Consider the following 26418-nt stretch of genomic DNA (forward strand, 5'->3'; position numbering starts at 1 on the left):
CCACATCGTGCGGCGCGCTCTCTACATGGCGTGCGTCGCAGCTCAACGGGCCAATCCCCAGATCAAGGCGTTTTGCGATCAGTTACGCGCCAGAGGCAAAAAGACCAAGGTCGCATTCATCGCCGGCATGCGCAAGCTGCTCACCCAACTCAACGCCATGATGCGGGATGCCATTCCCTGGAATCCCCCCAAAGCGTGATTTCTTGGGGCTTGCCCCTTGACCTTCAATACAGTTGCTTTCTTTGCCGCTGCAAAGAAAGTAGGTGCCGCCCCGCACAGGGGCAACACTTGCATACCGACGCGAACACAAGGAAAGGCCAACGCGGCCAGAAGCCGCGAAAAAAGGCCAAAAAAAGCAAAAACTTACCTGCCCCGAGCAACCACCCCATCGAGCACCCGCTCGACAGCATCAACATACTGCTGCTTCCCAAACCGCTCCCGAGCGGTAGCAAGCCCTTGCGCAGCAAGCCCATCGCGCAATGCAGCGTCATCGTGCAGCCTGCCGATAGTGGCAGCCAACTCCTTCGCGTCCCCCGGCGTGCAAAGCAGCCCGCTTTCACCATGCTCGACGATCTCAGTCACACCACCATCGCGAGAGGCAACCACGGGCCTTTGCGCCAGCATCCCCTCAACAACCACACGCCCAAACGGCTCAGGCGTAATAGACGTATGCGCGATCACATCGACGGCCCGCATGCAAGCCGCAATGTCATGCCGGAAGCCGAGAAAATGCACACGCTCCTGCAGCCCGTTCGCCTCGACGAATGCACGCAGCTCGGCAGCGTAAGCATCCTCACCGAACAGCGGCGCCCCAACGAACACAGCATGCGCACGCGGCTCATGGAGCAACGCTTCGAGCAGCACATGCTGGCCTTTCCACCTCGCAAGACGGCTGAAAGCACCGACAAGGAACGCATCTTCGGGCAACCCGATCTGCGCACGCAACTGCGCCTGTGGCACACGCGCAAGCGAACGGAACGGCGATTCATCCACGCCGTTATGCACCACATCGATGCGCTTCGCGTCGAAGCGCGTGAGCTGCGCAAACACCTTCGCCGATGCATGCGAGTTCGCGATCACATGCGCGAGTCCCAGCTTCGCGCAGCCCTTGATCACGGCGCGCTGCACGCCGCCGAAATGCTCGTCGCTCACGATGTCGCGCAAATGCCAGACCACCGGCTTGCGCGCGAGCTTGCCCGCGAGCACGCCGATCACCATCGCACGCTGCGTGTTGGCGTAAAGCACATCGGCCTCACGCGCGCGGCGGCGCGTCTCGCGCACGAGCGCGGCGATGCCCGTAAGCACGCCCAGTCGCGGTGCCGTTCCGCCATCGCGGCGCACCTTGTTCAAGGCGCCCGAATCAAGCACCTCCACGCGCGCACCGGCTTTGTCGAGCGCCTCCCTGAAGGGCCCGTCGTTGAACAGCAACACGTCGATACGCGAGCGCAAACCCTTCACCACTTCCAGCAGCGACAGCTCGGCGCCGCCCAGCACGCCGCTCTGGTCGATGGCGAGCACGCGCGGCGCGTCCGCTGCGTCCGCGTCGATCTCGAACGGGGCCGCGCCGTGTGCCGAGCCTGCCTGCGCAATCGCCGGCACCGCCTTCGCCACGCGCGCGAAGAATTGCTCGCGGAAATGCCGCGAAGAAAAGCGCTCGGCGTTCGCGCGGCAGTCCTCGGCGCGGAAGCGGCCAGGATCGCTTTCGAACGATTCGACGGCGTCGATGATCGCGTCCGCGTTTTGCTCTTCGAAGAAAATGCCCGTGGGGCGAGAACCGGTGTCGCGCACCGTTTCGAGCGCCCCGCCCTTGCCAAATGCAATCACGGGCGTGCCGCAAGCCTGCGCCTCGACCACGGAAATGCCGAAGTCTTCTTCCGCTGCGAATACGAATGCCTTGGCGCGCCGCATGCGGTCGTGCAGTACGGCGAACGGCTGATAGCCCAGCACCTCCACGTTGGGCGTCGCCTTCGCGCGAACCTTGTGCATGTCGGGGCCGTCGCCGATCACCACGAGGCGCCGCTCGGGCATGCGCGCGAACGCCTCGACGATCAGGTCGATCTTCTTGTAGGGCACGAGCCGCGAGGCGGTCAAATAGAAGTCGTCTTTCGTGGTCTCCAGCTCGAACGCGTCGATATCCACCGGCGGATAGACAACCTCGGCCTGGCGTTGATACACCTTCTGGATGCGCCGCGCGATGAACTCCGAGTTGGCGACGAACTGGTCCACCGAATTCGCGGTGCGCACGTCCCAGTTGCGGATGTAGTGCAGGATCAGGCGCGCAAGCATCGACTTCGGCCCGCGCGTGAGGCTCGACTCCTGCAGGTATTGATGCTGGAGGTCCCACGCATAGCGGATCGGCGAATGCACGTAGCTGATATGGAACTGGTCCGGTCCCGTGAGCACGCCCTTGGCCACCGCGTGGCTGCTCGAAATGACCACGTCGTAGCCCGACACGTCGAGCTGCTCGATGGCGAGCGGCATGAACGGCAGGTACGCGCGATAGCGCTTGCGCGCGCCGGGCAGCTTCTGGATGAACGAGGTCGTGGCGCGCTTGCCGCGCAGGAACGTGCGGTCCTTCGCATCGACGAAGTCGACGACGGAGAACAGGTCCGCATCGGGAAAGCACGCAAGGATCTGCTCGAGCACGCGCTCCGCGCCCGCATAGATGACGAGCCAGTCGTGCACGACGGCCACGCGCGGCGCACGGCCTGCGGCGAGCGCCGGCCGCAGTGGCCGCAACGGCATGACGGCGCCCGTTTCAGTGCGGCGCGGCTTGGTGGCGTCGCGCCGTTGAAGGGGCGCGGCGGCGCTTTCGGACGGCGCCGCTTCGTCGATCAGTTCGTGACTCATGCGCTTTTCCGTGGATTCAGTCGAAAGAGAAGGGAACGGGCGTAGCCGCGCAGCATCGGCGTGGTCGAAACGGACCACACCACGTTGGCAAGCGCGAGCACGACACCGGCGCCGATTGCGTACAGCGCGTCCGGCAGCCACCACGCGAAAGCGAGCGCGGCAGCGAGAAAACTCAGGTGTGCAAACATATCGACGATGATCGTGCGGCTATGAATGCGCGAAAGCCACAGCAGCACGACGTAGTCGAACAGTGCGCGAAACAGCACGGCGGCAGCCGCGCCCGGCAAGCCGAAGCGTGAAATGCCGAGCCACAGCAGACCTGCAAAAAGCGGCAGCTCCACGAGCCCCACGCGCGCGGCGGCGGCAGGATTGTTTTGCGACTGGATGAGAATGCGCGTCACGCCCGCCTGCCCGACGAGCCACACGGCGATGATCAGCACGCGCCCAACCGGCGCGCCATGGTCGGCGATCACGGGCCCGACCCACGCATGCAGGAAAGGCTGCAGCACGACGATCGCGCCAATGGCGATCGGTGTGAACGCGGCATTGAGAAACTGCAACGACTGCGCGGCGATTTCATCGGCATGCTCGCGGCCCAGCGCCGAGAGGCGCGGAAACAGCGTGCGCACGAGCGCATTGGGCACCATGTTCAGGCGCGTGACGAGGTTCTGCGGCACGGTGTAGTACGTGACGAAGCGCGCACCGAGGCCCGCGCCCAGCATCATGCGGTCGAGCGAATCCGCGACCATCGTCGTGATGCTCGCTACCAGCATCCAGCCGCCGAAATTGAAGAGCGCCTTCGAAGTATCGAGGCGCGGCCCGCACACCTTGCGAATACCGAGCACGCGCAGCGCCGAGCGACCGAGCAGGATCGCGGCCGCGAGACGCGCGAACACGGCGGCGGCCAGCACGGTCTGTAGATTCGGTTCGTACGCCCAGGCAGCGGCGAGCGGCAGCAACTGGAACAGGAACGTGCCGAGCGTCTGGTTCGTGTTGTAGATGCCGAAGCGTTCTGCGCCGTTGATCGCGCCCGCGAACACCCACGAGACGTTCGCCACCGGAATCGCAACGGCGAGCCAGGGCAGCGCGAGATAGACTTCGTGCCGCAACTCGGGCGTAACGTGCGTGAAGTACGCGGTGTAGAGCGCACCGCCCGAATAGATCAGCAGGCCGCCAATCGCGCCGGTCGTGAAGTTCAGCCAGAACGCGCTCCAGAACACGCGCTCGCAGGCGTCGGCGTCTTTCGACGCATACGCCTTCGAGATCTGGTTCTGCGCGGCCATGCTCATGCCGAGATCGAGCACGCTGAAGTAGCCGATCAGGGTCCAGACCAGCGCGATCACGCCGTAGCGCTCCACCCCGAGCAGGCGGATATACGAAGGCACCGTGACGAGCGACACGAAGGTCGGCAGCACGAGACCGAACAGATTGATTGCGACGTTGCGCAGTATTCCCTTATCCATTAGGTATCCAGTTGCGTGGCCCGTAGCGGGTCAGGCCGGTTTCCAGCGGTACATGAGCACCTTGCCGCGCGCGTCTTCCTCGACGAACACGAGGTATTCGCCGTTCGCTTCGCGATGCGCGGTGATGCCGAACGGCACGTCGACCCAGCCCGAGGTGTTGCCCACTTCCGCGCCCGGGCCGAAGGTGCCGATCTCCTTCGCACTGTCCTTGTCGTACACGTGGACGTTGCCCGCGGGTTCGACCACGAACACGTACTGGCCTTCCACCGTGAGCCCCGCGGGCGTGACGGGCGGTTTCGCTTTCGGGTCCCAAGGCAGGCGCAGCATGTAGTGCTGCTCGGGGTGGCCGCTCGACCACTTGTCGTAGCGCACCAGCACGCGCCCCGCTTCCTTCCAGAAGCCGGGATCGTGCGGCGCGTCGGCCGTGTAGCCTGTCACGTAGAGCGTGTCGGTCTGCGGCTCGTAGATCGCGCGATGCACTTCGGTGAACGGCGCGGGGACCGCGTACTTGTCGAGCTTGTCGTACGAGTAGATCGGGTTGCCCTTCGCGTCCAGCCCGCCAAAGCGGAAGCGCCAGATGCCCTTGTCGTCGCGCGCGCGCCAGATGTCGCCGCGCGTGTCGATCCACCAGCCCCAGCCGCCGGCCAGATGATCGCGGCCAGGATTGCGCGTGAATTCGTCGGTGTCGAAAGCACCGTTGCCGTTCGCATCGCGCCAGATCCAGTCGCCGCCGGGCGGCCCGTTCGGCACGTTCTGCACCCCGCGGCCGCGGCCCGCGATGAGTCCCGAGGGAATCGCGGTCTCGCCATCGCGCTGCGCGTCGAAGCGGTAGATCTTCAGGTGGTCCGCGTACATGTCGGTCAGGAACAGGAACGTGTGCCCGTTCAACGCGCGCGCGGTCGGCAGGCCCGGCCACTGGTCGGTGTGAAAGACCGGATCGTCGGGATAGCGAAAACGATTGGACAGGAATCCGACATATTTCCAGTCTTGTCCCGGCGGCTTCGACAAGTCGAGTTCGAAGCGCTTGTTGCCCGTATAGACGCTGTTGGGGCGCTGCGGGTCCACCCACGCGCCATCCACGAACAGCAGGCCTTCCAGGTTCCACAAGCGCTTCCCGGCCGGCGTATAGGCCTCCAGCGTTGCGCCAAGACCCGCGCCGATGTTGTCTTCGTGCTGCGGCCCGACGCCGTTGGTCGAGACGTAGATGTTCCCGCGCGCATCGGTGCCAACGCCCGTAAGGCCGTTGAAGCGGCCCGGTCCCGGCCGCCCCGCGACGCCCGAGAAAATGCCGCCGCTCTCGCCGAGCGTGGCACTCTGCGTCCACCTCTTGCCGTTGCGCGTGAAAATGAGGACCTGCTGGCGCGGCCCGTTATCGGCGATCAGCAGGCGTTGCTGCGGATCGAATGCGAGATCCACCGGCACTGAATCCTCGGGCAGTGCGAGCGTGTCGTCGAGGCGCTTGCCGTCCGCCGAATAGTGCTCGACGCGCGGCTGGGCGGCGCCCTTACCCCCTTCGGCGCCCGTCAGCACCCACACCGACCCGTCGGCTGCAAGCGCGATGCGGCCCGGCGCCTGCACGTCCCATTGCCCCTTGCGCTGCATCGAGTTCGCGTCGTACACCTCGATGCGGTTCATCGGCGTGTTGCTCACATAGAGCGTCGAATCCGTCGCGGCGAGTCCGCCAATGTCGGCATGCGTGCCGGTGGGCACTTCGTTGATCTTCAGGAACGACGCGGAAAGCTGCGCGTGCGGATTGAGCGGATCGGGCGAAGCCTGGAACGCGGCGGCGCGCTTGGGTTCATCGAGCGGCCGGCGCGTGATGCCGTACCACTGGCTGCCCTTCGCAGGCCAGATGCCGCTGCCGACGAGGTGCCCCTTCTCGTTGCCCACGCCGACCGCTGCATACAGATAGCGATGATTCACGGCCACGGCGTTGCCGCCGGCTCCCCCCCAGCCATGCGTGCCGCCGGCGAAGCCGAGCGGCTTGCCGTCCTGGTACGCGCTGATCTCGGCGCCGCTCTCGTCCCACGGCGCATTGGTGAATACCTTGCCTTCGGGCGTGACGGCGATGGCCGTGACGTTGATTTGCATCCAGGTGCCCTGGCCGTTGCCAAAGCTATTGCCGATCCACGAGGTCGTCACGTTGAGTTGCGGCGCTGCGATGGTCTGAACCGACGACGTGCAGATAAACGCGCACATCGCGGCCAGTGCCAACGTCCTGCGCAAGCGGCGATCGGGATTCGATAACGGCAAGGCAATTCCTCCGGTCAAGTGACGGCAATCTGCCAGGATCATGCCGTACAAATCCGCTGAAAAATCGCCTCCAAAAAAGGGAAAATAATTCAAAAAAATTCAGTATTTATGACCCATTTCTGGTCGTCCGGAAATAAACTCCCGAACACCGGATATCACGCCAAAAAAGCCGTGCGGCGCGGTGTTCGGCGCGTCCCGCCACACTTTCCATTCGGCAATGCGTATTTCATATCGCGCAAATTCCGGCATTTAAATTCAAAAATCCAGAATCAATATATTTCGGCTTTTTGAACATTTAATTCTTTCTAGAATGAATCGCGAAGCAATCGCGCATGCATGACCCCACCGGAGAACCGATGACCGTAAGCCGCCCAGTCAGTCAACAAGGCCTCGCCGACCATTCCCACCGCATCGTCCAGTTGGACGGTCTGCGTGCCTTTGCCGTGCTCGCCGTGTTCGCGCAGCACGCGTTGCGCGCGCCGCTGTGGATGGGTGTCGACCTGTTCTTCGTGCTGAGCGGCTTTCTCATCACCGGCATCCTGCTCGAGCGCAAGGCGCGGGGGCAATCGTATTTCAGCTACTTCTATGCGCGCCGGGTGCGCCGTATCCTGCCGCCCTACGTACTGCTGCTCATCGTTTCGTCGCTGTTGTTCGGCTTCGGCTGGGCGCACTACTGGCCGTGGTATGCGTTCTTCGCCACCAATATCGGCGACGCACTCGGCCAGAGCGGACACGACAGCCTCAACATCCTCTGGTCGCTCGCCGTAGAAGAGCAGTTCTACATCGTGTGGCCCTTCGTCGTGCTGCTTCTGCCGCAACGGCTCATGGCCGTCGTGGCCGCCGCGCTCATCTTTGTGGTACCCGTGCTGCGCGCCGTCGCGACCCCGTGGTTCGACTCGTACTGGCCGATCTACTACCTGACGCCGTTCCGCATGGACCTGCTGGCCGCCGGCGCGCTGCTCGCCGTACTCGTGCGCCGCGACCGCAATGCGCTCGAACCCTTCAAATGGCCCGCAGCCGTGCTTTTCTTCGCGGCGCTCGGCGTGCTGGCCTGGCTGCACCTGCACTACCCGCGCTTTCGAGGCATGAACACGCCGCTCTCCAACGCCATGCTCTATAGCGTTTCGCTCGTGCTCTGCACCTCCATCGTCGTGTTTGCGCTGCAATCGAAAGGCATCGTGCGTCGCCTGCTCTCCAACCCGGTGCTCGTGTATATCGGCACGATCAGCTACACGATCTACCTCATTCATCTCACGATTCTCTATGCCGTGTGGCCGCTCCACTATGGCCGCATCGAGAGCGCCGCGATTGCGCTCGTCCTCACGCTCGCTTATGCAAGCGCGAGCTGGTTTCTCTTCGAGCGCCGCCTCACGCGCGGTCCGCGCCGCCGCCCAGCGGCTGAGCAGGTCGACCTCACCGCGCGCGTGAGCCAGTCGAGCCCGCAGTCGTAATTCCTGAATCCCGTTCGATACTTCAAAGGCATATCACATGAACGAACGTCGCAAAGCGATCATCACCGGTGTTTCCGGCCAGGACGGCGCCTACCTCACGCGTCTTCTGCTCGACAAGGGCTACAACGTCACGGGCACCTATCGCCGCACCAGTTCCGTCAACTTCTGGCGCATGAACGAGCTGGGGATCCTCGACCATCCGTCGCTCGACCTCGTCGAACACGACCTCACGGACGCGGGCTCGACCCTGCGCCTGGTCGAACGCGCCCAGGCGCAGGAGGTCTACAACCTCGCCGCCCAGAGCTTCGTGGGCGTGTCGTTCGACCAGCCCGCCACGACCGCCGAAGTCACCGGCATCGGCGTGCTGAACATGCTCGAAGCGATTCGCGTCGTGAATCCGAAAGCGCGCTTCTATCAGGCTTCGACCTCCGAAATGTTCGGCAAGGTCCAGGCGATCCCGCAATGCGAGGACACGCCGTTCTATCCGCGCAGCCCGTATGGCGTGGCCAAGCTGTTCGCGCACTGGTCCACGGTCAACTATCGCGAGTCCTACGACATCTTCGCGACGAGCGGCATTCTCTTCAACCACGAGTCGCCGCTGCGCGGGCGCGAGTTCGTCACGCGCAAGATCACCGACAGCGTCGCCAAGATCAAGCTCGGCAAGCTGAACATGCTCGAACTCGGCAACCTCGACGCCAAGCGCGATTGGGGCTACGCCTCCGAATACGTCGAAGGCATGTGGCGCATGCTGCAGGCCGACGAGCCCGACACCTACGTGCTCGCCACGGGCCGCACCGAAACCGTGCGCGACTTCGTGAAGATGGCCTTCGCCGCCGCCGGCTTCCAGCTCGAATGGTCGGGCAAGGGCGAGCGCGAAACCGGCATCTGCGTCGCCACCGGCCGCACGCTCGTGCGCGTGAGCCCGCGCTACTACCGTCCCGCCGAAGTCGACCTGCTGATCGGCGACGCGACCAAGGCGCAGGAAAAACTCGGCTGGAAGCCGCAAACTTCGCTCGAGCAGCTCTGCCAGATGATGGTCACGGCTGACCTTGCGCGCAACGAACGTCATGACACATTCTGATCCCGCTAGCCGTCCGCGCGCGCTCATCACGGGCATTGGCGGCTTTACGGGCCGCTATATGGCCGCTCGCCTCGCGGCGGACGGCTACCGCGTGTGGGGCACCGTGCGGGCGGGCGAATCGCTGGACGCGGAAGCCTTCCCGTTCGGCGCCACCGCAATCGAAGCCGACTTGCTCGACCGCGCCGCGATTGCCCATGCGCTCGAAACCGTGCAGCCCGACGTGGTCGTGCATCTCGCCGCAGTGGCCCACGTGGCCGACAGCGACGTTGCGCGCACCTACGTCGTGAACGTGGTCGGCACACGCAATCTGCTCGAGGCGCTCGCGCAGCAAAGGCACGTGCCGCGCGCCGTCTTGCTGGCCAGCAGCGCGAACGTCTACGGCAACGCCACGAACGGCGTGATCGACGAACAGGTCGATCCCCAACCCGCCAACGACTACGCGGTCAGCAAGCTCGCGATGGAATACGTCGCGAGGCGCTTTCAGGCGCAATTGCCGATCATTATCGCGCGCCCGTTCAACTACACGGGCGTGGGCCAGTCGCCGGACTTCCTGATTCCGAAGATCGTCGAGCACTACGCGCGCGGCGAAAAGAAGATTTCGCTCGGCAACCTGCACGTGGCCCGCGACTTCTCCGACGTGCGCGACGTGGTGAACGCCTATGCGCGGCTCGTCGAAGTCGCGCCGCGCGGCACCGTCGTCAACGTCTGCTCGGGCACCGGCCAGACGCTCGGTGCGCTGCTCGACATGCTCGCGCGCATCGCCGGCTACGAGATCGAGGTGCACATCGATCCGCGTTTCGTGCGCGCCAACGAAGTGCGTCAGCTGATCGGGTCGAATGCGAAGCTGCGTTCCATCGTTGGCGACAGCTCGCGCAAACACCTCGAAGAAACGCTGCGCTGGATGTACGAAGAGGCCCGCGAACGCGTGCTCGAAACGCAATAGCGCTGCTTGCCTGCTCTCGTTCTACAAATCAACCGCCGCTCTCCCGAGCGGCGGTTTTCTTTGGTCGATCGACCCGCTTCAGTGAGCGGCAATCGCTTCCGCGTACACACCGGCCACGCGCTTCGCGATCACGGCGTTGTCGAAGTGCTCGCGCGCGTACGCCTTGCATGCCTCTTCATCCGGCAGCTTGATGCGGCCCGAAAGCGCGCCGTCGATGCCATCGGCGATCGCGTTCGCGCCCGTGCTCGGCAGCACGAGATCTTGCGAAAGACCCGCCACCGCCTCCGGCAGACCGCCCACGGGCGTCACCAGAACCGGCGTACCCGCGGAAAGCGACTCCACCGTAATCAGGCCGAAGCCCTCCAGCGCAACCGTCGGCACCACGCTCAGCGTGGCCGCGCGATAGAGCGATGGCAGGTGCGCGTCGGGCACGAAACCGAGCAGCTTCACGTTGTCGGCGAGGCCTGCTTCGTCGATACGCTGCTGAAGTTCGGATTCCAGACGGCCTCGCCCCGCGATCAGCAGGAGCACGTCTGGGTGGCGCTGCTTCACCATCTTGATCGCGTCGATCAGATCTTCCAGGCCCATGCGGCGCACGAGGCGGCGCACGGCCAGGATGATCGGGCGGCCTTGCGGCAACTGGAGCTTCAGGCGCGCTTCCGCCGTCGTGCAGGCCGGGTCGAAATGCGCCGTATCCACGCAGCCCGGCACGATGCGCACGCGCTCGGGCGAAATGGCGTAGCGGCGCGTGAGAATGTCGCCAAACGCCTTCGACAGCACGATGAGCCGCGAGGAGCGCTCATACACCGACTGCTCCAGCGAGTGCTTGATGCGCTGGCTCAGCGTGGCTGCGCCTTCCACAAAACTTTCGTCGGCCCACGGGCCCTGGAAGTGCGAGACCTGCGGAATGCCGCGCGTGACGTCGAGCCCGGGGAAGGTGTAAAGCGCGAAGTGCGAAGAAATGACGTCGGGACGGTGGCGGCGAATCTCGCTGCGCAGCGCACGACGCGCGTCCATGAGACGAAACGGCAGCGAGCGCGAAGCGGAGCCGAAGCCGTGAATCGCACCGCCGCTGTCCTGGGCCACCTTGGGCGAGCCGGCCACGACGCCGCGCACGCGCACGCCCGCACCGGGCAGCGCGCCGACGAGCGAGTAGTACATGCGATCGAGGCCGCCTGCGCGCTCGGGAAACCAGTGCATGCCGATCTGCAGCGATTGAATGGATTGTGTGGTCATCGCGTGTCCTTATTCTGCATGTATGCGGTTATCGGGGGGTTTCTGCGCGCTGGAGCGATTGACCGCCCGGCAGCGTCGCAGCGGCGAACGCGGGTTCTTCGCGGCGCACGGCCGCGCTCGCGTCGCCGGCCAGTTGCCGGTAGAGCGCGATGTACTGCGCGGCCATGCGTGCCCAACCGAACTGCGTGGCCAGTTCCGCCGCAGCCTCGCCCATCGCGAGGCGGCGCGGCGTGTCGCTGGCGAGCGTCTTCACGGCGTTGGCGAGCGCCGGCACGTCGTCGGGGTCTTCGAGCACGATGCCGCAATCGGGCGTGATGATTTCCGCGCCGCCCGCGGTGCGCGCGGTGACAACGGGCAAGCCCGCCGCCATCGCTTCGAGCAGCGAGAGGCTCATTGCTTCGTAGCGCGAAGGAAATACGTAGGTATCGACGGAGCGCATGAGCGTGGGCATCTCGCGCACGAGGCCGAGGAAATGCACCCGCGATTCGATGCCCAGCTCGCGTGCGAGTTCGGGATACGGGCTGCCAGGCAGGTAGCCCGCCACGGCCAGATGCACGTTGTCGGGCATCTGCTTCATGGCGTGCAGCACCGTGCCGAGGTTCTTGCGCGGCGTGCGCAGATCGCCCACGAAGAGCAGCAGGAACGCGTCGGCGGGCAGCGAGAACTTCGCGCGGTCCGCGCTCGCGGCCGAGAAGCCGCGCGTATCCACGCCGTTGTAGATCACGTCGAGCCGCTCCACGGGGTTGCCGCCCGACGCGCGAATTTCGTCGGCGACCTTGCGCGAAACGGCCGCGATCACGCGCGAGCGCCGGTATGCCCAGCGCTCCAGCACCGCATTGGCGCGCGTGTACACGAACTGGTAAGCGGACCACACGCCGCGCGTGAGACCGAACGGGTAGTACTTGCTGCGCGCCCAGCCGCCGTGCACGAAGTGCGCGGTATTGACGTCGGCGTGCGCCCAGGTGATGAAGCCGTTCACATGGAGCACATCGTATGCGCGCCGGTTGCGGCGCAGCCACAGCGCGCTCTTCACCGCGAATACCTGCTGGCGCAGCAGGTTGGTGGGCCAGGCGCGCGAAGGTTGCACATTCACCCATTTGACCTTGGGATGGGCAAGCAGCTCGGGCGCGACATGCGAGGCGACCAGCGTCACCTCGAACCCCTCGTCGAGCGCGGCGCGCGCGATTTCATGATTGACGCGGCCCTGGCCGTCATTGTGGCGCACGACATGCGTGACGATTGCGACTCTCAATCGGAGACCTCCGTGGTAGGGGCCTGGCGCTGAAGCTTCGCCCAATGCCCCGCGCTGAGAATGGAAAACACGCTCGAAAAGAGCAGCAGGCCGCCGGTGCCCACGAGCGAGTTGGTGAACACGAGCATGGCGAAAATCGATATAGCGAGGCTCAGGCACGCGCACACGTAGCGGTCCTCGGGAAAACGCATCGATACGCGCACCGCGCGCAAGAGCAGCCACAGCACGCCCGACATGTAGAGCAGCGTGCCGGGCCAGCCCAGCACGAACGGAATGTTCATCACGCCGCTGTCGAAGCTGCCGTACTGGCCGAGCTGGCCGTTATTGCTGGAGAGCTTGGTCGATGCGCCGGTGGCGCCGAGGCCCTCGCCCGTCACATCCGTGAAGGCCTTCTTCGCGAAGTCGGCATAGAACTGGTTGCGCGCCTCGTAGCTCTGGTCGTCCTTCAGATTTACGAGCGTATTCAGACGCTGCTGCATGCGGTCCGCCACGGGACCGAACGTGAGCAGCGGCACGCACACGCCCGCCAGCACGATCGCGCTGACGATGATGCGAATGCGCACCTTGTTGCTCGACTTCATCAGCTGGATCACCATGGCGATCGCCCAGCCGCCCCAAGTGGAGCGCACGAGCGAGAGCGCAAACGAGAAGAAGCCGAACGCCGCCGCGATCCAGCGCACCCGATGCTTCGCGGCCATCACGAACACCATCGCGCCCATCATCGCGAACGCGAACGGGCCCGACGAGTTCATCGTGCTGAAGACACGCACGCCGAGCGGCACGGGGTCGCCCTGCGAGTTCATGTCCGAACCGATCATCCACATCGCGTCCCACGGCGGCATGATGAAGAACTGCACGAGACCATACGCGCCCATCACGAGCATGCCGTAAATGAAGGTGTTGATGATGGTCTTGCTGCACTCGGGATACTGGCGCGTGAGCACCATGATGTGAAAGCCGATCAGGAACGGATAGATCCAGTTGGCAAGGTCATAGACCGCCGCGGCCGGGCCGCTGCCCACCACGCCCACCACGAACCCATAGCCGATGCCGAGCAGCGCGAGCAGGAGCGGCAGACCGCGCCGCTGCCCGAGGATCGGGTAATAGCGCAGCAGCGAAATGCCGCTGATCATCGTGACGGCGAGCGGCGCGACCTGAATGAGGCTGGTGGGCGTGAAGCCGCCCTTGCCGTAGTCGGCGAGACGCCGCACTTCGGGGCTCAGGAACCACAGCCACCACATGAAGCCGATATAGCGCACCGGGTTCACGAAGTAGAGCCAGAATCCCACCGCGATCGACAGCACGGGAAACGCCAGCGTCAGCACGGTGCCCTGGTGCGCGCCGATCAGCAGCACCGTGAATACCCACAAGGCGAGCGGCGGCAGCGTATCGCGGCCGAGCAGGCTGCGCAGGCCGCCGCGGCGGCGGCTCGGCTGGCTCGCCGGCGCGGGTACGGGGATAGCGGTCGTGACGTCCATGATCACATCCCGCGCGCGGCGACGCCCCGGCCTTGGGGTTCGCTCGCGATCGACTCGCCGTTGAGCGCGTCGCGCTCGTGCAGCATCTCGCGCGTGAGCTGCGCGTGCTGCCGCGCGAAGTGCTCAGTCGTGAGATCGCGCGTGCGCAGCTGCTCGCAGGCTTCACGCGCCTGGGCGAGCGCCCGCGCCGGGTCGGCCACGAGCGCATTCGCCGCGTCGCGCAGTTGCTGTGCGTTGAACGGCTCGACGTACGAGGCGGCCTTGTCGTCGAAGTAGTCTTCGAGCGCGCCGACCTTCGTCGCGATCATCGGCTTGCCGAGCGCCGCGGCTTCCAGCATCACCGTGATGCCCGAAGCGTGCGTGTTGGGCCGCAGCGGCACGACGATGATGTCCGCCCAGTCATACAGCGCGTGCTGCTGCTTGATGCCGGAAACGCGCACGATCTCGACGTTCTCCGCGCGCGCCGATGCCGGCATGCGCCGGCGGGTGGCGATGCGCACCTGGTAGCGTGAATCGTTGCCCAGCGCGCTGACGAGCGTGGTCCAGTCGCGGTCGCGGTCGTTGCCGATCGCGGCCACGCGCACCGGCGTATGCGGCGTCCACTGCGCAGGCGGACGCAGCGGAAAATCGCTGGTATTGAGCCCATAGAGCACGTGGCGCGCCTCGCGCCCGAAATACTCGCCGCACAGCGCGGCGTTCTCGCTCGCGAGCGTGGTGAGCAGATCGGCACGCTTGAGCAGCCGCTGGTAGATCGCACGGCGCAGCGCGCCGTAGCCCGGCCAGCGGTCGAGCAGCCACACGCTTTGCGCCAGCAGCAGCGGGCGCGCGCCGCCCTTCTTCGCGTTCATCAGCAGCACCAGCGCCACGGCCAGATGCTCCTGCTCGGTGTGCGTCCAGATGACGTCGGATTGCAGAATGGCGCGGCGATTGCGCCAGGCATGGATGAAGTCGAAACCGGCGGCGGCTTTCAGCGCGCGCCGCAGGAAGCGCATGGGCGTGCTTTCGCTCGCGTCCTGCGCGTAATTGAGGGCGAATTCCGCAGATTCCGCGTGATGGTAGCCGTACAGGCTGCCGATGTTCTCGCCTTTGCGATAGCGGCGGGGATCGGCGCCATAGAAAAGGTGGACGTGGACTTGCGTTCCGCTCATTCGGGGTCCTCCGTGTAGTCGTTGGCCGCGCCGATCAGACGAGCGCGCGGCGCGCCTCTCGTGCGCCGCCGCGCACCGCGCGCCAGCGTGCGAACGCCGCGCCCGCGGAATCGCCGCGCACGGCGCTCAGGCCCGTATGCACGAGGCCCGGATACACACGCGTGCCGACGAGCGCGTACCACCACCAGGCGGTTTCGCGGCGCAGCGGCGTGAGATGGCCGAGCAGGATCAAATGCAGGTTGTAGGCGGCGTTGCGGATCGAGGCGAGCGTCTGCGCGTTGCGCGGGTCTTCGCCCGGGCGCGGCGCGGGGTAATGGTCGACGGCCACGAGCGGGTCGTAGACGAGCTTCCAGCCCGCGCGCTTCACGCTCAGGCTGAACGCCATGTCGTTGTGCGTTTGCGCACCGGTGCCGCGCAGGCGCCGGTCGAAGCGCAGGTCACCGATCGCCGCGCGCCGATAGCTCATGTTCGCGCCCTTGAGCAGATCGACTTCGCGCGCGCCGCCCGCGCCCAGATGATGGTTGCCGATGATGCGGCCCGAGCGCTGCAGCTTGCCCACCAGCGTGCGCTCGCCGTCGATCATGCGGCCGCCTTCGTGCACCCAGTCGCGGCCGCCCAGCGCGCCGAGCTTCGGGTCGGACTCGAAGGCCGCCGCAATGCGCGCGACCCAATCGGCGCGCGGCGCGGCGTCGTCGTCGGTAATGGCGATCACGTCGCCCGTCGCGGCCTCGATGCCGCGATTGAGCGCCGCCACCTGCCCCGGCTCCTCGACGGTAGCCACTTCCACGTTGAGCACGCGGGGCGTGACGTGTTCGGCGAGGCACGCGTGAGTCGCCTCGTCGTCGGCGCGCGCGACCACCACGATCTCGTCGGGCGCGCGCTGCTGGCGCAGCAGCGCCGAAAGACAGCGCGACAGATCGTCAGGACGCCGATAGGTCGGCACGAGCACGGTCACTTTCATCGCGAGTTCTCCTTTGCTGTGCTTGATGGGGGCGTTTGCGTCATGCGCTCAGGTACTCACGCACGTTCGCGTAGCCATAGCCGTAGTTGCCGCGCGTACGCGCCGGCACGCCGTTGAACACGCCGCCCTGCACGCGCACGCCGGCATTGCGCAGACGCTTGAGCGCGTCGGCGATTTCGCCTTCGGTGTGCATGCCCGAGCGCAGCACGAGGAACGTCGAGCCCGCATGGCCGCCGATGATGGCGGCATCGGTCACGGCGAGCACCGGCGGCGTGTCGATGAGCAGCACGTCGTAGCGGTTCGACAGGCCTTCGAGGTACTGGCCCAGACGCGGCGACATCAGCAGCTCGGAAGGATTGGGCGGACGGCGGCCGCACGACATGAAGTGCAGGTTGTCCACTTCGGTCGCGCGAATCGCCTCGTCCAGCGAAATCTGCCCCGAGAGCAGCTCGGAGAAGCCGTTTTCCTGGGGGCCGCCCAGATGGCGTTCGAGCGCGCCGCGGCGCATGTCGCCGTCGATCATCAGCACGCGCTTGCCCGAATGGGCGAGCAGCACGGCGAGGTTCGCGGTGAGGAAGCTCTTGCCCACGCCCGGCACCGAACCCGTCAGCATGACGACGCGATTGCGCGCGTCCATCACGCTGAACTGCAGCGAGGTGCGCAGGCTACGCAGGCTTTCGACCGTGAGGTCCTTCGGGCGCGAGTTCGCGAGCACTTCACGCAGACGCGTGCCGCCGCGCACCGGGGCCCGCTTTTCGAGCGCCAGCTGCTCCGGCGAAAGCGGCACGAGACCGTACACCGGCAGCTGGAACGAGCGCTCGATCTGGTCCGGATCGACGATGCCCTTGAACATGTTGCGGCGCATGAGCACGAAGCCCGTGCCGAGAATGATGCCGAGCAGCGACGCCGCCGAGACGATCAGCAGCTTCTTGGGCTTCGACGGATTGCCGGGGCGCAGGGCCGGATCGACGATATGCACGTTGCCGCCCGTGCCCACGCGCTGCACCGAAAGCTCCTGGATGCGGTTGAGCAGCAGCACGTAGATGTCCTCGGCCACCTTCGCGTCACGCTGCAACTGCACGGCCTTCACTTCGGTTGCCGGCAGGTCGCGGAACTTCGTGTCGTACTTCGCGCGCTCGCCCTGCAGTTGCGCGAGCTGCTGGCGCGCCGCGATCAGCACCGGGTGCTGGTCGCCGAAGCGCTGCTGGAGCGAGGCGATCTGCAGTTGCAGCGCCGAAATCTGCTGCTCGTACTGCACGCTGCCGTCGAGATAGATCTTCGCTTCGTCGCTCGCGTTGATCGAGCCCGACTTGCTTTGATACGCCGTGAGCGCCGCTTCGGCGTTCTCGAGGTCCGACTTCAGGCGCGGCTGTTCGCTGCGCAGGAAGTCGAGCATCTTGCTCGCGTCGGCCTGCTTGGTCGCTACGTGCTCGCGCAGATACGACTGCGCCACCGCGTTGGCGATTGCTGCCGCGTGCTCGGGGTCGTTGTCTTCGAGCGAGATGTCGATCACGCCCGTTTGCTTGCCCTGCTCCTGGACCTGGATCGCGTTCTGGAAACCGCTGATCGCGTCGAGGTCGTTCAGGCGCACGACCTTGAAGCGGGTGCCAGGACGCGCAACGAGCTTGTTCACGAGCAGCTTGACGCCGCCGCCCTGCTCGACCTGGCCGACGGCGCCTTCGAGCAGGCGCGCGCCGTCCGGGGTCGAAAGCACGTAGCGGTCGTTGTCGAGCGCGGTGAGCGTGAGCTTCTTGCCTTCGAGCTCGGGCGTAACCTCGATCGAGTCGATGTTGATGACTTCGCCGCCCCACGCGAAATTGCTGAGCCAGTTGCTCAACCCGAACCACGGACGCGCCGGCGTGCCCGGCGTCGCGAGACGCGCGGACAGGCTGCCGATCAAGGGCAGCATGACCGGCGTGACGGTGGTGTTCAGCTTGAACTGCTTCACCACCGGCTCGACCACGCTGCGGCTCTTGATCATCTGGATTTCGGCGTCGGTGGGCAGACTGCCCGTCGACGATCCAGAGCTGATGTTTGCGCCCGTTTGCGTTTGCGTGAGGGCCTGCGACGTGTAGTCGGAAGGCTCCACGCGAACCTGGGTGTCGGCCGTGTAGACCGGTTTGGCGATGAAGCAGTAGAACACGGCCATGGCGATGACCGCAGCCGCGATCGCGATGAGCCAGCCGATGTCGTCGATGATGACGCGCAGCAACTGGCCGAGGACGACGTCCTCTTCCTCGGTGCGGGCCGCCGGGGCCGCCTGGCTATTGGCTTGTATGGTCACGATTCGATCCCGTTGTTTAGGTGTTGCTCCTGGGTCCTCTTTCGAAGCTTTTCGATCACGCGCTTACTTCGCGATCTGCTTCAGATAGAAGACGGTCTGGATGGTCGGCAGCACCTGCTGCAACACACGGTTGAAGGTCGTCGAAGCGGCCGTGCCCACGTACACCACATCCAGCGGCTTGAGCTGGAACTGCGACGAAAGCATGATCGCGTCGGGCTTGGTCATGTCGAGACGGTAGATCTCTGGCTGCGTTGGGTTGTCCTTCATGCCGCGCATCACGAAAATCTGGCGCGGGTTCGCGTCGGTATCGAGAATGCCGCCCGCCTGGGTGAGCGCGTCGGCAATCGTCAGGTCGCCGCGAATCAGGTTCGTCTGCAGCGGCGTCTTCACTTCGCCCATCACGAAAATTCTGCTATCCGAACGATCCGGAATATTGATGACGTCGCCGTCCTGCAGCAGCACGTTCTGAGTCGAATCGCCGCCGTCGAGCATGCGGTTCGCATCGAGAATGTACAGCTTGCCGTTGCGCGTGAGGCGCACCCGGTTGATGTCGGCGTTGTCGGTCGTGCCGCCCGAGCGCGTGATGGCGTCCACCAGCGTGAGCGGCACGTCGCTCATCGAGAGCGGGCCCGGCGTCTTCACGTCGCCCGTGATCTGCACCTTCTGGCTGCGGTACGCGAGCACGCGCACGTCCACCTGCGGGTTCTTCACATAGGGGCCGAGGCCGGACGCGAGCTGGTCGCGGATCTGGCCGGGCGTCTTGCCCGCGGCCATGATGCGGCCCACGAACGGGAAGAAGATCGTGCCGTCCTTGGCCACGGTCTGTCCGTACGGGTCGGCCTGGCCCGGCAGCGCGTTGGTATACGGCTGCGTGAGCGCCTGACCCACCGTCTGCGTCGTGTTGCCGCCCGTGGAGAACGTCGAGCCCTGCGGCGTCGACAGTTCGGGGTGATCGAACACGGTCACGCCAAGAATGTCCTGCGGCGCGATGTGATACGTGTAGTCGGCAGCGCTCGAGAACTTCGAGGGCGGCAGCGGCGCCTTCGGCTGGGCTGCGGCCGCTTGCGCCTGCTGCAGCACGACTTGCTGCGTGATGAGCGTCACGTTGAATTGCTGCTGCGGCTGGTTGTTCGGCTGTTCTTTCAGGCTCGACGTGTCGAGATAATTGCCGGGCGCCGTCGCGCACGCGGAAACGAAGACGCTCAACGCGACCACCGCCGTCAGTTTCAGTTTTGTCATTGGCATATTCGGCTCAACCATCCCTTAACCATACGATCCATCAATTCAAGACTCTGGCGATACGCGGACTCATGGAGTCCATGCGGATCGCTGACATCAGAGTTTTCCCAATTACCGAGCGCGTACACCTTGCCGCGCGCGGTGGGTTCAATGCGCTCGACCGCGGCGACCTGGCGGCGCTCGGTCACGAGCACGAGGTCTGCGCAGCGCACGAGGCGGCTGGTGAGGCGGCGCGACTGGTGCCCGCCGACCTTCACGCCGCGCTCGGCAAGGAGCCACTGCATCACGGGGTCCATGTCGTCGCCATCGCGCGCACGCAGGCCCGCCGATTGAAACGAATCCGGCCGTGAGCCTGTCTGTTCGCTCAGACGCTCGCGAAAGAGCTGCTCCGCCGCCGGCGAGCGGCAGACGTTGGCGTGGCAGACGATGAGCACGTTCTTGATCATGATCGCGTGACTCCCTTCCTTTACATGGCGCTAAGCACGAAGCCCCGGACCGCTCAGGCCACTGCCTGCGTTGCGGCGGTTTCGGCGCGCGCGCGGCTTGTCTGCGTCGCGCTCGCACGGCCCACGGCGTGGTACTCGATGCCGAGTTCCTGCAGCGCGGACGGCTCGTAGAGATTGCGGCCGTCGAACACGATCGGCATCTTCAGCTGCGACTTGAGCGTTTCGAAGTCGGGCGCCTTGAAGACCTTCCATTCGGTGGCGACTACCACGGCATCCGCTTCGCTCGCCGCTTCCATCGCGTCGTTCACGAACGACAGCCGCGCCTGATGTTCCGGCGAGTGCGCGAGATCGAGCGCGAGTACACGCTGCGCCTCGGCGGTCGCAACCGGGTCGTAAGCCTTGACCGTGGCGCCGCGCGCGAGCAGTTCGGCGATGAGCGTGCGGCTCGGCGCCTCGCGCATGTCGTCGGTGTTCGGCTTGAACGCGAGTCCCCAGACGCCGAACGTGCGACCCGTGAGGTCGGAGCCGAAGCGCGTAACGATCTTCTGTGCGAGCACCTGCTTCTGCGCTTCATTGACGGACTCCACGGCGCGCAGGATCTGCAGCGGCTCGCCGAAATCCTCGGCAGTGCGCATCAGCGCCTTCACATCTTTCGGGAAGCACGAGCCGCCGTAGCCGCAGCCCGCATAGAGGAAGTCGTAGCCAATGCGCGGGTCCGAACCCACGCCGCGGCGCACGGCCTCGATATCGGCGCCCACACGGTCGGCGAGATTCGCGAGCTCGTTCATGAACGAAATGCGCGTGGCGAGCATGGCGTTGGCCGCGTACTTGGTGAATTCGGCCGAATGCACGTCCATGTACAGCGTGCGCTCGTGGTTGCGGTTGAACGGCGCATAGAGCCGCTTCATGACCTCTTTCGCGCGCTCGCCGGGCACGTCGTCGTTGCAGCCGAGCACGATGCGGTCAGGCCGTGCGAAGTCCTCGACTGCCGCGCCTTCCTTGAGGAACTCGGGGTTCGAGACCACCGAGAACATGTGGCTCTCGCCACGCTTGCGCAGTTCGGAGGCGATCGCGTCGTGCACGAGCGCAGCCGTGCCGACCGGCACCGTGGACTTGTCCGCCACCACCTTGAAACCGGTCATATGACGGCCGATGTTGCGCGCGGCCGCCAGCACGTATTGCAGGTCGGCGGAGCCGTCTTCGTCGGGCGGCGTGCCCACGGCGATGAACTGCACGTCGCCGTGCGCGACCGCCGCTTCCACGTCGGTCGAAAACTTCAGCCGGCGCGCGCGCACATTGCGCTCGATGATTTCCTTCAGTCCCGGCTCGTGAATCGGCACGATGCCCTGATTGAGCAGGTCGATCTTGCGTTCGTCGACGTCGAGGCAAAACACGTCGTTGCCAATGTCGGCAAGACAGGCGCCCGTCACGAGACCCACATAACCGCTGCCAATGATCGTCAGATTCATGCCCACCTCACAAGTGATTGATTCTTCATGTCACGCGAAACGTTGCGCACCTCTGCATCGCGCGCACTCGCTTCGCCTCAATATGCGTTCTGGCCTGCGAAGCCCTTCAACATGGTCATCGCCACGATGCGCAGGTCGAGCGCGAAGCTCCAGTGCTGCATGTAGTGCAGATCGAAGCGCACGCGGTCGCGCATCTTTTCCACGCGATCGGTTTCGCCGCGAAAGCCATTGACCTGCGCCCAGCCCGTGATGCCCGGCTTGATGCGATAGCGCGCCATGTAGCCGCGCACGAGATCCTTGTAGATGTCGTCGTGGGCAAGCGCGTGCGGGCGCGGACCCACCACCGACATTTCGCCCTTGAGCACGTTGATGAACTGCGGCAGCTCGTCGAGGCTCGTGCGGCGCAGGAACGCGCCCACGCGCGTCACGCGCGGATCGTTGCGGCGCGCCTGGGTGATCTGCCCCGCGACTTCCGCATGGACCTTCATCGAGCGGAACTTGTAGATTTCGAACTCGTTGCCATCCAGCCCCTTGCGGCGCTGCTTGAAGAACACCGGGCCCTTCGACGTGAGCTTCACGGCAAGCGCAATCACGGCCAGCAGCGGCGCGAGCGCGACCAGCACGCCGCCCGCGAAGACGATGTCGAACACGCGCTTGGGCAGCACGCGCAGATCCGTGACCGGCGAGGCCGCGAGATTGATGGCCGGCACGCCGAGCAGATCGACCACGGGCTGGCTGAAGAACGACAGGCTGCGCACGTCCGGAATGAAGCGGATGTTCACGAAGTCGTTGCGCAAGGCCGTGACGATGCGATGGATCGTGCGCTCCTTGGTGATCGGCAAGGCGAGCCACAGCTCGCGCACCTCGTTCTTGCGCACGAACTCGAGCATCGCCTGGAGGTTGCGCTCCACGGGCACGCCGTCGATTGCGGCGGCGCCATCGGCGTCGCTGTCCTCGTCGAACACGAGCGCCGGGTGAAAGCCCGCTTCCGGATGAAAGCGCATGTGCTCGATCAGGAAGCGCCCGTAGCGCGGACCGCCCACCACCGCCACGGCCTTCTGGTTGTAGCCCTCGCGGCGAATGCCACGCAGCACCATGTGCACGAGCGCCTTCGAGACGATCAGCAGGGCCACCGAGGCGACGACCCAGTACGCGAGCCACAGCCGCGAGAGCGAATCGGCGCGATGCAGGCTGAAGCTCAGCAGGATGCCCGTGCCCTCCACCGCGAGCCACGCGGCGCACACGCGGGCAAAGAGAACGTACAGCGACTTGCCGCGCCACGACTTGTAGATCCCGAACGCCGGGAACATCCAGATCGCGAGCACGCAGTTGAATGCGAGCGCCACGCTCTCCGCGTCGGTGAGCGGCACGAACTGGCCACGGTGCAAGGCGGCCGCGAGCAGCGCTCCAGCGGCAATGGCGGCAACGTCGAAGATTCTGGCTAGAACGCTGAGCATGTCCGGCACCTCGGGTTTAAAAAAAGAATCGCGGCCACGCACTGCAAATCATGGCCGGTCGCTTCAAAAAGTTTCTGGGACTGCGTCGCCGCAAAAAACGTCTGGCGTCGCGAATTCTGATCCGAATAAACCCTAATAAGGCGCGATAAAAATTCCGGCCGCAAGCCTTAAAAGTATCTCCAATTGTTTCGTCCCTTGCGGACCATTTTTTGGCGACTTTTGTCGGCAAAGATTGCCGCAGCACACGCCCGTATTGGCGCCGAGGCGGGTCATTTCGGCAGATTTTTCCTGCCAGGAATACTGATTTGGGGTTCCGACAAGAAATTGGCGGGTCCGGCAGCGGAATTTTTATTGAATTTTTTATCTGAATTTCGCTATGACGGGAGCGTGATTTAAATTTAATTCGAATATTTTCCGTTTTCTTCTTTACGCATCTATTTATGACGATTTTAAGCATGCTACAAATCGCATCACCGATACCTTTTACAGGAGAGCGAGATGACGGATACGGGTTCCGCTACTGCATCGGCAAAAGCGTCGCAGACGCGTGCCGAAACGCGCAGTGCATTGCAGGTCTGCCCTGTGGTGCTAGCGGGCGGCGCGGGCTCGCGGTTATGGCCACTGTCGCGCGAGCAATATCCGAAGCAGATGATCAACCTCGTAGGCGAGCAGTCGCTGCTGGCCAACACCGCGGGCCGACTCGACGCGCTCGCCGAGCGCGTGACGCTCGCAGAGGAATTGCTGATCGTCTGCAATGAAGAACATCGATTCACCACCGCCGACCAGGTTCGCGCAGCGGGCAAGCAGGCGCGTCTGATTCTCGAGCCCGTGGGCCGCGATACGGCGCCCGCGCTCACGATCGCCGCGATGTCGGTGGTGGCAAAGCAGGACGACGGCATTCTCGTGGTAATGCCGGCCGACCATGCGCTCGCCGACCTCGAAGCGTTCCAGAACACCGTGGCCGAAGGCGTGCGTCATGCCGCGAACGGCCAGATCGTGACGATGGGCATCGTGCCCACGCATCCCGAAGTGGGCTATGGCTACATTCACGTGGGCGAGCCGCTCGCGAACGCCGAACCCAACGGTGCACGCCGTCTTAACGGTTTCGTCGAAAAGCCCTATTTCGAGCTGGCGCAGCAGTACGTCGCCTCGCAGCGCTACTGGTGGAACAGCGGCATTTTTATCGTGCGCGCATCGACCTGGCTCAAGGCGATTCGCCATTTCCATCCGGCCATCTACGCCGCCTGCGCGGAATCGATCGAGCACGGCAAGGCCGACGGCGACTTCTTCCGCGTGGATAGCGAAGCGTTCGCACGTTCGCCTTCGAACTCGATCGACTACGCCGTGATGGAACCGCTCTCCGGCGACCCGACGGTCGCAAGCGGCGTGGTCGTGCCGCTCACGGCCGGGTGGACCGACCTCGGTTCTTGGGACACCGTCTGGCAGGTTTCGCCGAAGGACGACGAAGGCAACGTCGCGCACGGCCGCGTGATGTTCGAAGGCGCCAGCGATACCTTCGCGCATTCGGACGGCCGGCTCGTGGCCTGCCTCGGCACAAAGGACCTCGTGGTCGTCGAGACCCCGGACGCCCTGCTCGTCGCCGACCGCTCGCGCGCCCAGGACGTCAAGAAGATCGTGCAGCGCCTGAAGCAGGAACGCCGCACCGAAGCCGTGGCGCACCGCCTCGTGCATCGCCCGTGGGGTCACTACGACAGCGTGGACAGCGGCGAGCGCTTCCAGGTCAAGCGGATCGTGGTCGAACCGGGCGCACGCCTCTCGCTGCAGATGCATCACCATCGCGCCGAGCATTGGGTCGTCGTACGCGGCACCGCGCTTGTCACGCGCGGGGAAGAACGCTTCATCGTTTCGGAGAACGAGTCAGCGTACATCCCGCTCGGCGTGTCGCATCGACTGGAAAATCCCGGCAAGATGCCGCTCGAGATCATCGAGGTGCAGTCGGGCTCGTATCTCGGTGAAGACGATATCGTGCGTCTCGACGATCAGTACGGCAGGCAGTGAAGAAAACAGTAGGGGCCATGCAGGACGGCCGCGCGTACCACGCGCGCGGCCTTGCAGGATCAACGCGAGAGCGTGCGGTAGCGCGTTCCGGTCGTGCCGTCAGTGCGTCGCTCGGCGGTGCCGGACGACGTCGTATTGGCTTCGCGAGCGTCGCTGCCGGTCAGCAGTGCGCCCGTGGCGGTGTAACGCTGTACCGGCGCTTGCAGCGGCGCGAGCCGCACACTGCCCGGCACGGCCGGAGGCAACGCGCGCGCGGCGGCGGCATTGGACGGATCGCCGCGCGTCACGCCTGGCGCCTGGATGGGCGCGCGCGGTGCGGTGCCGGGCAACGCCGGTTGCGAAGCGCCCTGTGCAGCGCCCTTCGACGCGGCATGTTTGGCCGGATGCGAACCCGGCCACGAAACGCCGGACGCGGACTCCGCCGAGCCTTCGCGATCGAGCCATTCACGCGCCCAGTCGAAGGCGAAATTGCGTGCGGATTCGCGATCCTGGAACGGCGGCCCGATCAGGCCCGAGCGCTCGATGCGCTTGCCATCCTTGAGAATTTCCACGGCCCCGCGGAACATGCGGTTGCGCACGGGCTGCACGGTGAGGCTCATCGTATAGCCGCGCCATTCTGCGACCTGCACCACGCCGCCCGCCGGGTGCGCACTGCGATGCGACGCGTCGCGCGGCATCGCGCGAGTCGCAACAGGCTTGCTCACGCGGGAAGGCGAGAATGGCGCGAACGGCGCATCGTTCTGCGAACGCGTCGCACTCGCAACAGTCGCTGCACTCGCTGCGGCCGACACGACAGGCGCGTCGATCGAAACCGGCAATGCCGGTTCGCCGCCGGCGAGCTGACGCATCATGCTTTCCATGGGATCGGCAAGCGGCGCGTCGGCGAGCGCAGCGGGCGCCTGCCAGGCTTCGGGGCTCTTCCAGAACACGGCCGGCTGGCCATCGTCCTCGGCGACTTCCTCGACTGCGACTGCAACGGGTTGCGCATCGGCCTGCGCCGGCTGCGGCACATAAACGAACTTGCGGCCGCGCTGCGAGAGCAGATCGACCAGTTCGATCAGCGTGCCGCTGCCGTGCCATTCCTCGAAACGACGACGGCAGGTCGGCCCGGACGGATAACGCGCGGGCAAGCGCGACCACGACTCACCGGTGGTGAGAATCCAGAGGACGGCATTGGCCACGACGCGCGGCTCGGCACGAGGGCGGCCGCGCCGGTTGAGTCTGATGGGTGGTTCATCTGACACGAGCGAAGACACCTGCATCCACTCGTCGTCGCTCAGTTCTTCGAAATTCATGCTGTTCTCCACGCAGCCGGACCGGGGCTGCAGTGACGGAGCACTGGCCTGCGGATCTTGTTGCCCGCGTTGGCTAGCTCGGTTGCACCATAT

General features: G+C 65.2%; 18 protein-coding genes and 1 pseudogene. 5 read left to right on the plus strand and 14 right to left on the minus strand.

The window, feature by feature from the left end:
• Positions 1 to 199, plus strand: a pseudogene (locus M3I53_RS13510) (IS110 family transposase); the annotation flags it as partial.
• A 164-nt stretch (positions 200 to 363) separates the two neighbouring features.
• Here the strand turns inward: M3I53_RS13510 and M3I53_RS13515 are convergent.
• Genes M3I53_RS13515 through M3I53_RS13525 form a run of 3 tightly spaced genes read right to left on the minus strand, consistent with a single transcriptional unit; the run spans position 364 to position 6512 of the window.
• Positions 364 to 2850: a glycosyltransferase family 4 protein gene (locus tag M3I53_RS13515; RefSeq protein ID WP_254316435.1), complete on the minus strand. Its 2487-nt coding sequence runs from the start codon at positions 2848 to 2850 to the stop codon at positions 364 to 366.
• Positions 2847 to 4313, minus strand: a complete 1467-nt coding sequence (locus M3I53_RS13520) for a flippase (protein ID WP_254316436.1) — start codon at positions 4311 to 4313, stop codon at positions 2847 to 2849. The genes M3I53_RS13515 and M3I53_RS13520 overlap by 4 nt, the downstream gene beginning before the upstream one ends.
• 30 nt (positions 4314 to 4343) lie before the next feature.
• Positions 4344 to 6512 (minus strand): hypothetical protein, encoded by a 2169-nt coding sequence (locus M3I53_RS13525; protein WP_254316607.1) that lies wholly within the window; start codon positions 6510 to 6512, stop codon positions 4344 to 4346.
• A gap of 410 nt (positions 6513 to 6922) precedes the next feature.
• Between M3I53_RS13525 and M3I53_RS13530 the strand changes: the two genes are divergently transcribed.
• From M3I53_RS13530 to M3I53_RS13540, 3 genes are read left to right on the plus strand one after another with little or no spacing between them, the layout of a single operon-like run.
• Entirely contained in the window at positions 6923 to 8017 is a 1095-nt protein-coding gene (locus M3I53_RS13530) for an acyltransferase (protein ID WP_254316437.1), read from the plus strand.
• Between the two features lie 37 nt (positions 8018 to 8054).
• Positions 8055 to 9098: a GDP-mannose 4,6-dehydratase gene (gene gmd, locus M3I53_RS13535; protein ID WP_069266041.1), complete on the plus strand. Its 1044-nt coding sequence runs from the start codon at positions 8055 to 8057 to the stop codon at positions 9096 to 9098.
• Positions 9085 to 10041 carry a GDP-mannose 4,6-dehydratase gene (locus M3I53_RS13540; protein WP_254316438.1) on the plus strand — a complete coding sequence of 319 codons (957 nt, stop codon included), beginning with the start codon at positions 9085 to 9087 and terminating at the stop codon, positions 10039 to 10041. The genes gmd and M3I53_RS13540 overlap by 14 nt, the downstream gene beginning before the upstream one ends.
• 78 nt (positions 10042 to 10119) lie before the next feature.
• Here M3I53_RS13540 and M3I53_RS13545 read toward each other — a convergent pair whose 3' ends face one another.
• The 10 genes from M3I53_RS13545 to M3I53_RS13590 all read right to left on the minus strand — a co-directional run bounded on the left by M3I53_RS13545 (position 10120) and on the right by M3I53_RS13590 (position 23011).
• Positions 10120 to 11277 (minus strand): glycosyltransferase family 4 protein, encoded by a 1158-nt coding sequence (locus M3I53_RS13545; protein ID WP_069266043.1) that lies wholly within the window; start codon positions 11275 to 11277, stop codon positions 10120 to 10122.
• Between the two features lie 28 nt (positions 11278 to 11305).
• Positions 11306 to 12529 (minus strand): glycosyltransferase family 4 protein, encoded by a 1224-nt coding sequence (locus tag M3I53_RS13550; RefSeq protein ID WP_254316439.1) that lies wholly within the window; start codon positions 12527 to 12529, stop codon positions 11306 to 11308.
• Positions 12526 to 14007, minus strand: coding sequence for an O-antigen ligase (locus M3I53_RS13555; protein ID WP_254316440.1), 1482 nt, complete (start codon positions 14005 to 14007; stop codon positions 12526 to 12528). Before M3I53_RS13555 ends, M3I53_RS13550 begins: the two co-directional genes overlap by 4 nt.
• Before the next feature lie 2 nt (positions 14008 to 14009).
• A complete protein-coding gene (locus M3I53_RS13560; RefSeq protein WP_254316441.1) occupies positions 14010 to 15155 on the minus strand; it encodes a glycosyltransferase in 1146 nt (381 codons plus the stop codon).
• Between the two features lie 34 nt (positions 15156 to 15189).
• Complete coding sequence (locus M3I53_RS13565; RefSeq protein ID WP_254316442.1) at positions 15190 to 16116, minus strand: glycosyltransferase family 2 protein; 927 nt, start codon at positions 16114 to 16116, stop codon at positions 15190 to 15192.
• A 40-nt stretch (positions 16117 to 16156) separates the two neighbouring features.
• The gene (locus tag M3I53_RS13570; RefSeq protein ID WP_254316608.1) at positions 16157 to 18403 is read right to left on the minus strand and encodes a polysaccharide biosynthesis tyrosine autokinase; all 2247 of its coding nucleotides are present in this window, start codon (positions 18401 to 18403) and stop codon (positions 16157 to 16159) included.
• A 60-nt stretch (positions 18404 to 18463) separates the two neighbouring features.
• A complete protein-coding gene (locus tag M3I53_RS13575; protein ID WP_133180213.1) occupies positions 18464 to 19639 on the minus strand; it encodes a polysaccharide biosynthesis/export family protein in 1176 nt (391 codons plus the stop codon).
• Entirely contained in the window at positions 19636 to 20085 is a 450-nt protein-coding gene (locus M3I53_RS13580) for a low molecular weight phosphotyrosine protein phosphatase (RefSeq protein WP_254316443.1), read from the minus strand. The genes M3I53_RS13575 and M3I53_RS13580 overlap by 4 nt, the downstream gene beginning before the upstream one ends.
• 53 nt (positions 20086 to 20138) lie before the next feature.
• Entirely contained in the window at positions 20139 to 21554 is a 1416-nt protein-coding gene (locus M3I53_RS13585) for a UDP-glucose/GDP-mannose dehydrogenase family protein (protein ID WP_254316444.1), read from the minus strand.
• Positions 21555 to 21631: 77 nt separating this feature from the next.
• On the minus strand, positions 21632 to 23011 hold the full coding sequence (locus M3I53_RS13590) for an undecaprenyl-phosphate glucose phosphotransferase (protein WP_254316445.1): 1380 nt from the start codon (positions 23009 to 23011) through the stop codon (positions 21632 to 21634).
• Positions 23012 to 23509: 498 nt separating this feature from the next.
• On the opposite strand from M3I53_RS13590, the gene M3I53_RS13595 reads away from it, so the two are divergent.
• The gene (locus M3I53_RS13595; protein ID WP_254316446.1) at positions 23510 to 25030 is read left to right on the plus strand and encodes a mannose-1-phosphate guanylyltransferase/mannose-6-phosphate isomerase; all 1521 of its coding nucleotides are present in this window, start codon (positions 23510 to 23512) and stop codon (positions 25028 to 25030) included.
• 59 nt (positions 25031 to 25089) lie between these two features.
• Here M3I53_RS13595 and M3I53_RS13600 read toward each other — a convergent pair whose 3' ends face one another.
• Positions 25090 to 26325 carry a transposase gene (locus tag M3I53_RS13600; RefSeq protein WP_254316447.1) on the minus strand — a complete coding sequence of 412 codons (1236 nt, stop codon included), beginning with the start codon at positions 26323 to 26325 and terminating at the stop codon, positions 25090 to 25092.
• Positions 26326 to 26418: the final 93 nt, after the last annotated feature.

It is taken from the genome of Paraburkholderia sp. CNPSo 3272 (genome assembly GCF_024206495.1).
GTDB lineage: Bacteria > Pseudomonadota > Gammaproteobacteria > Burkholderiales > Burkholderiaceae > Paraburkholderia.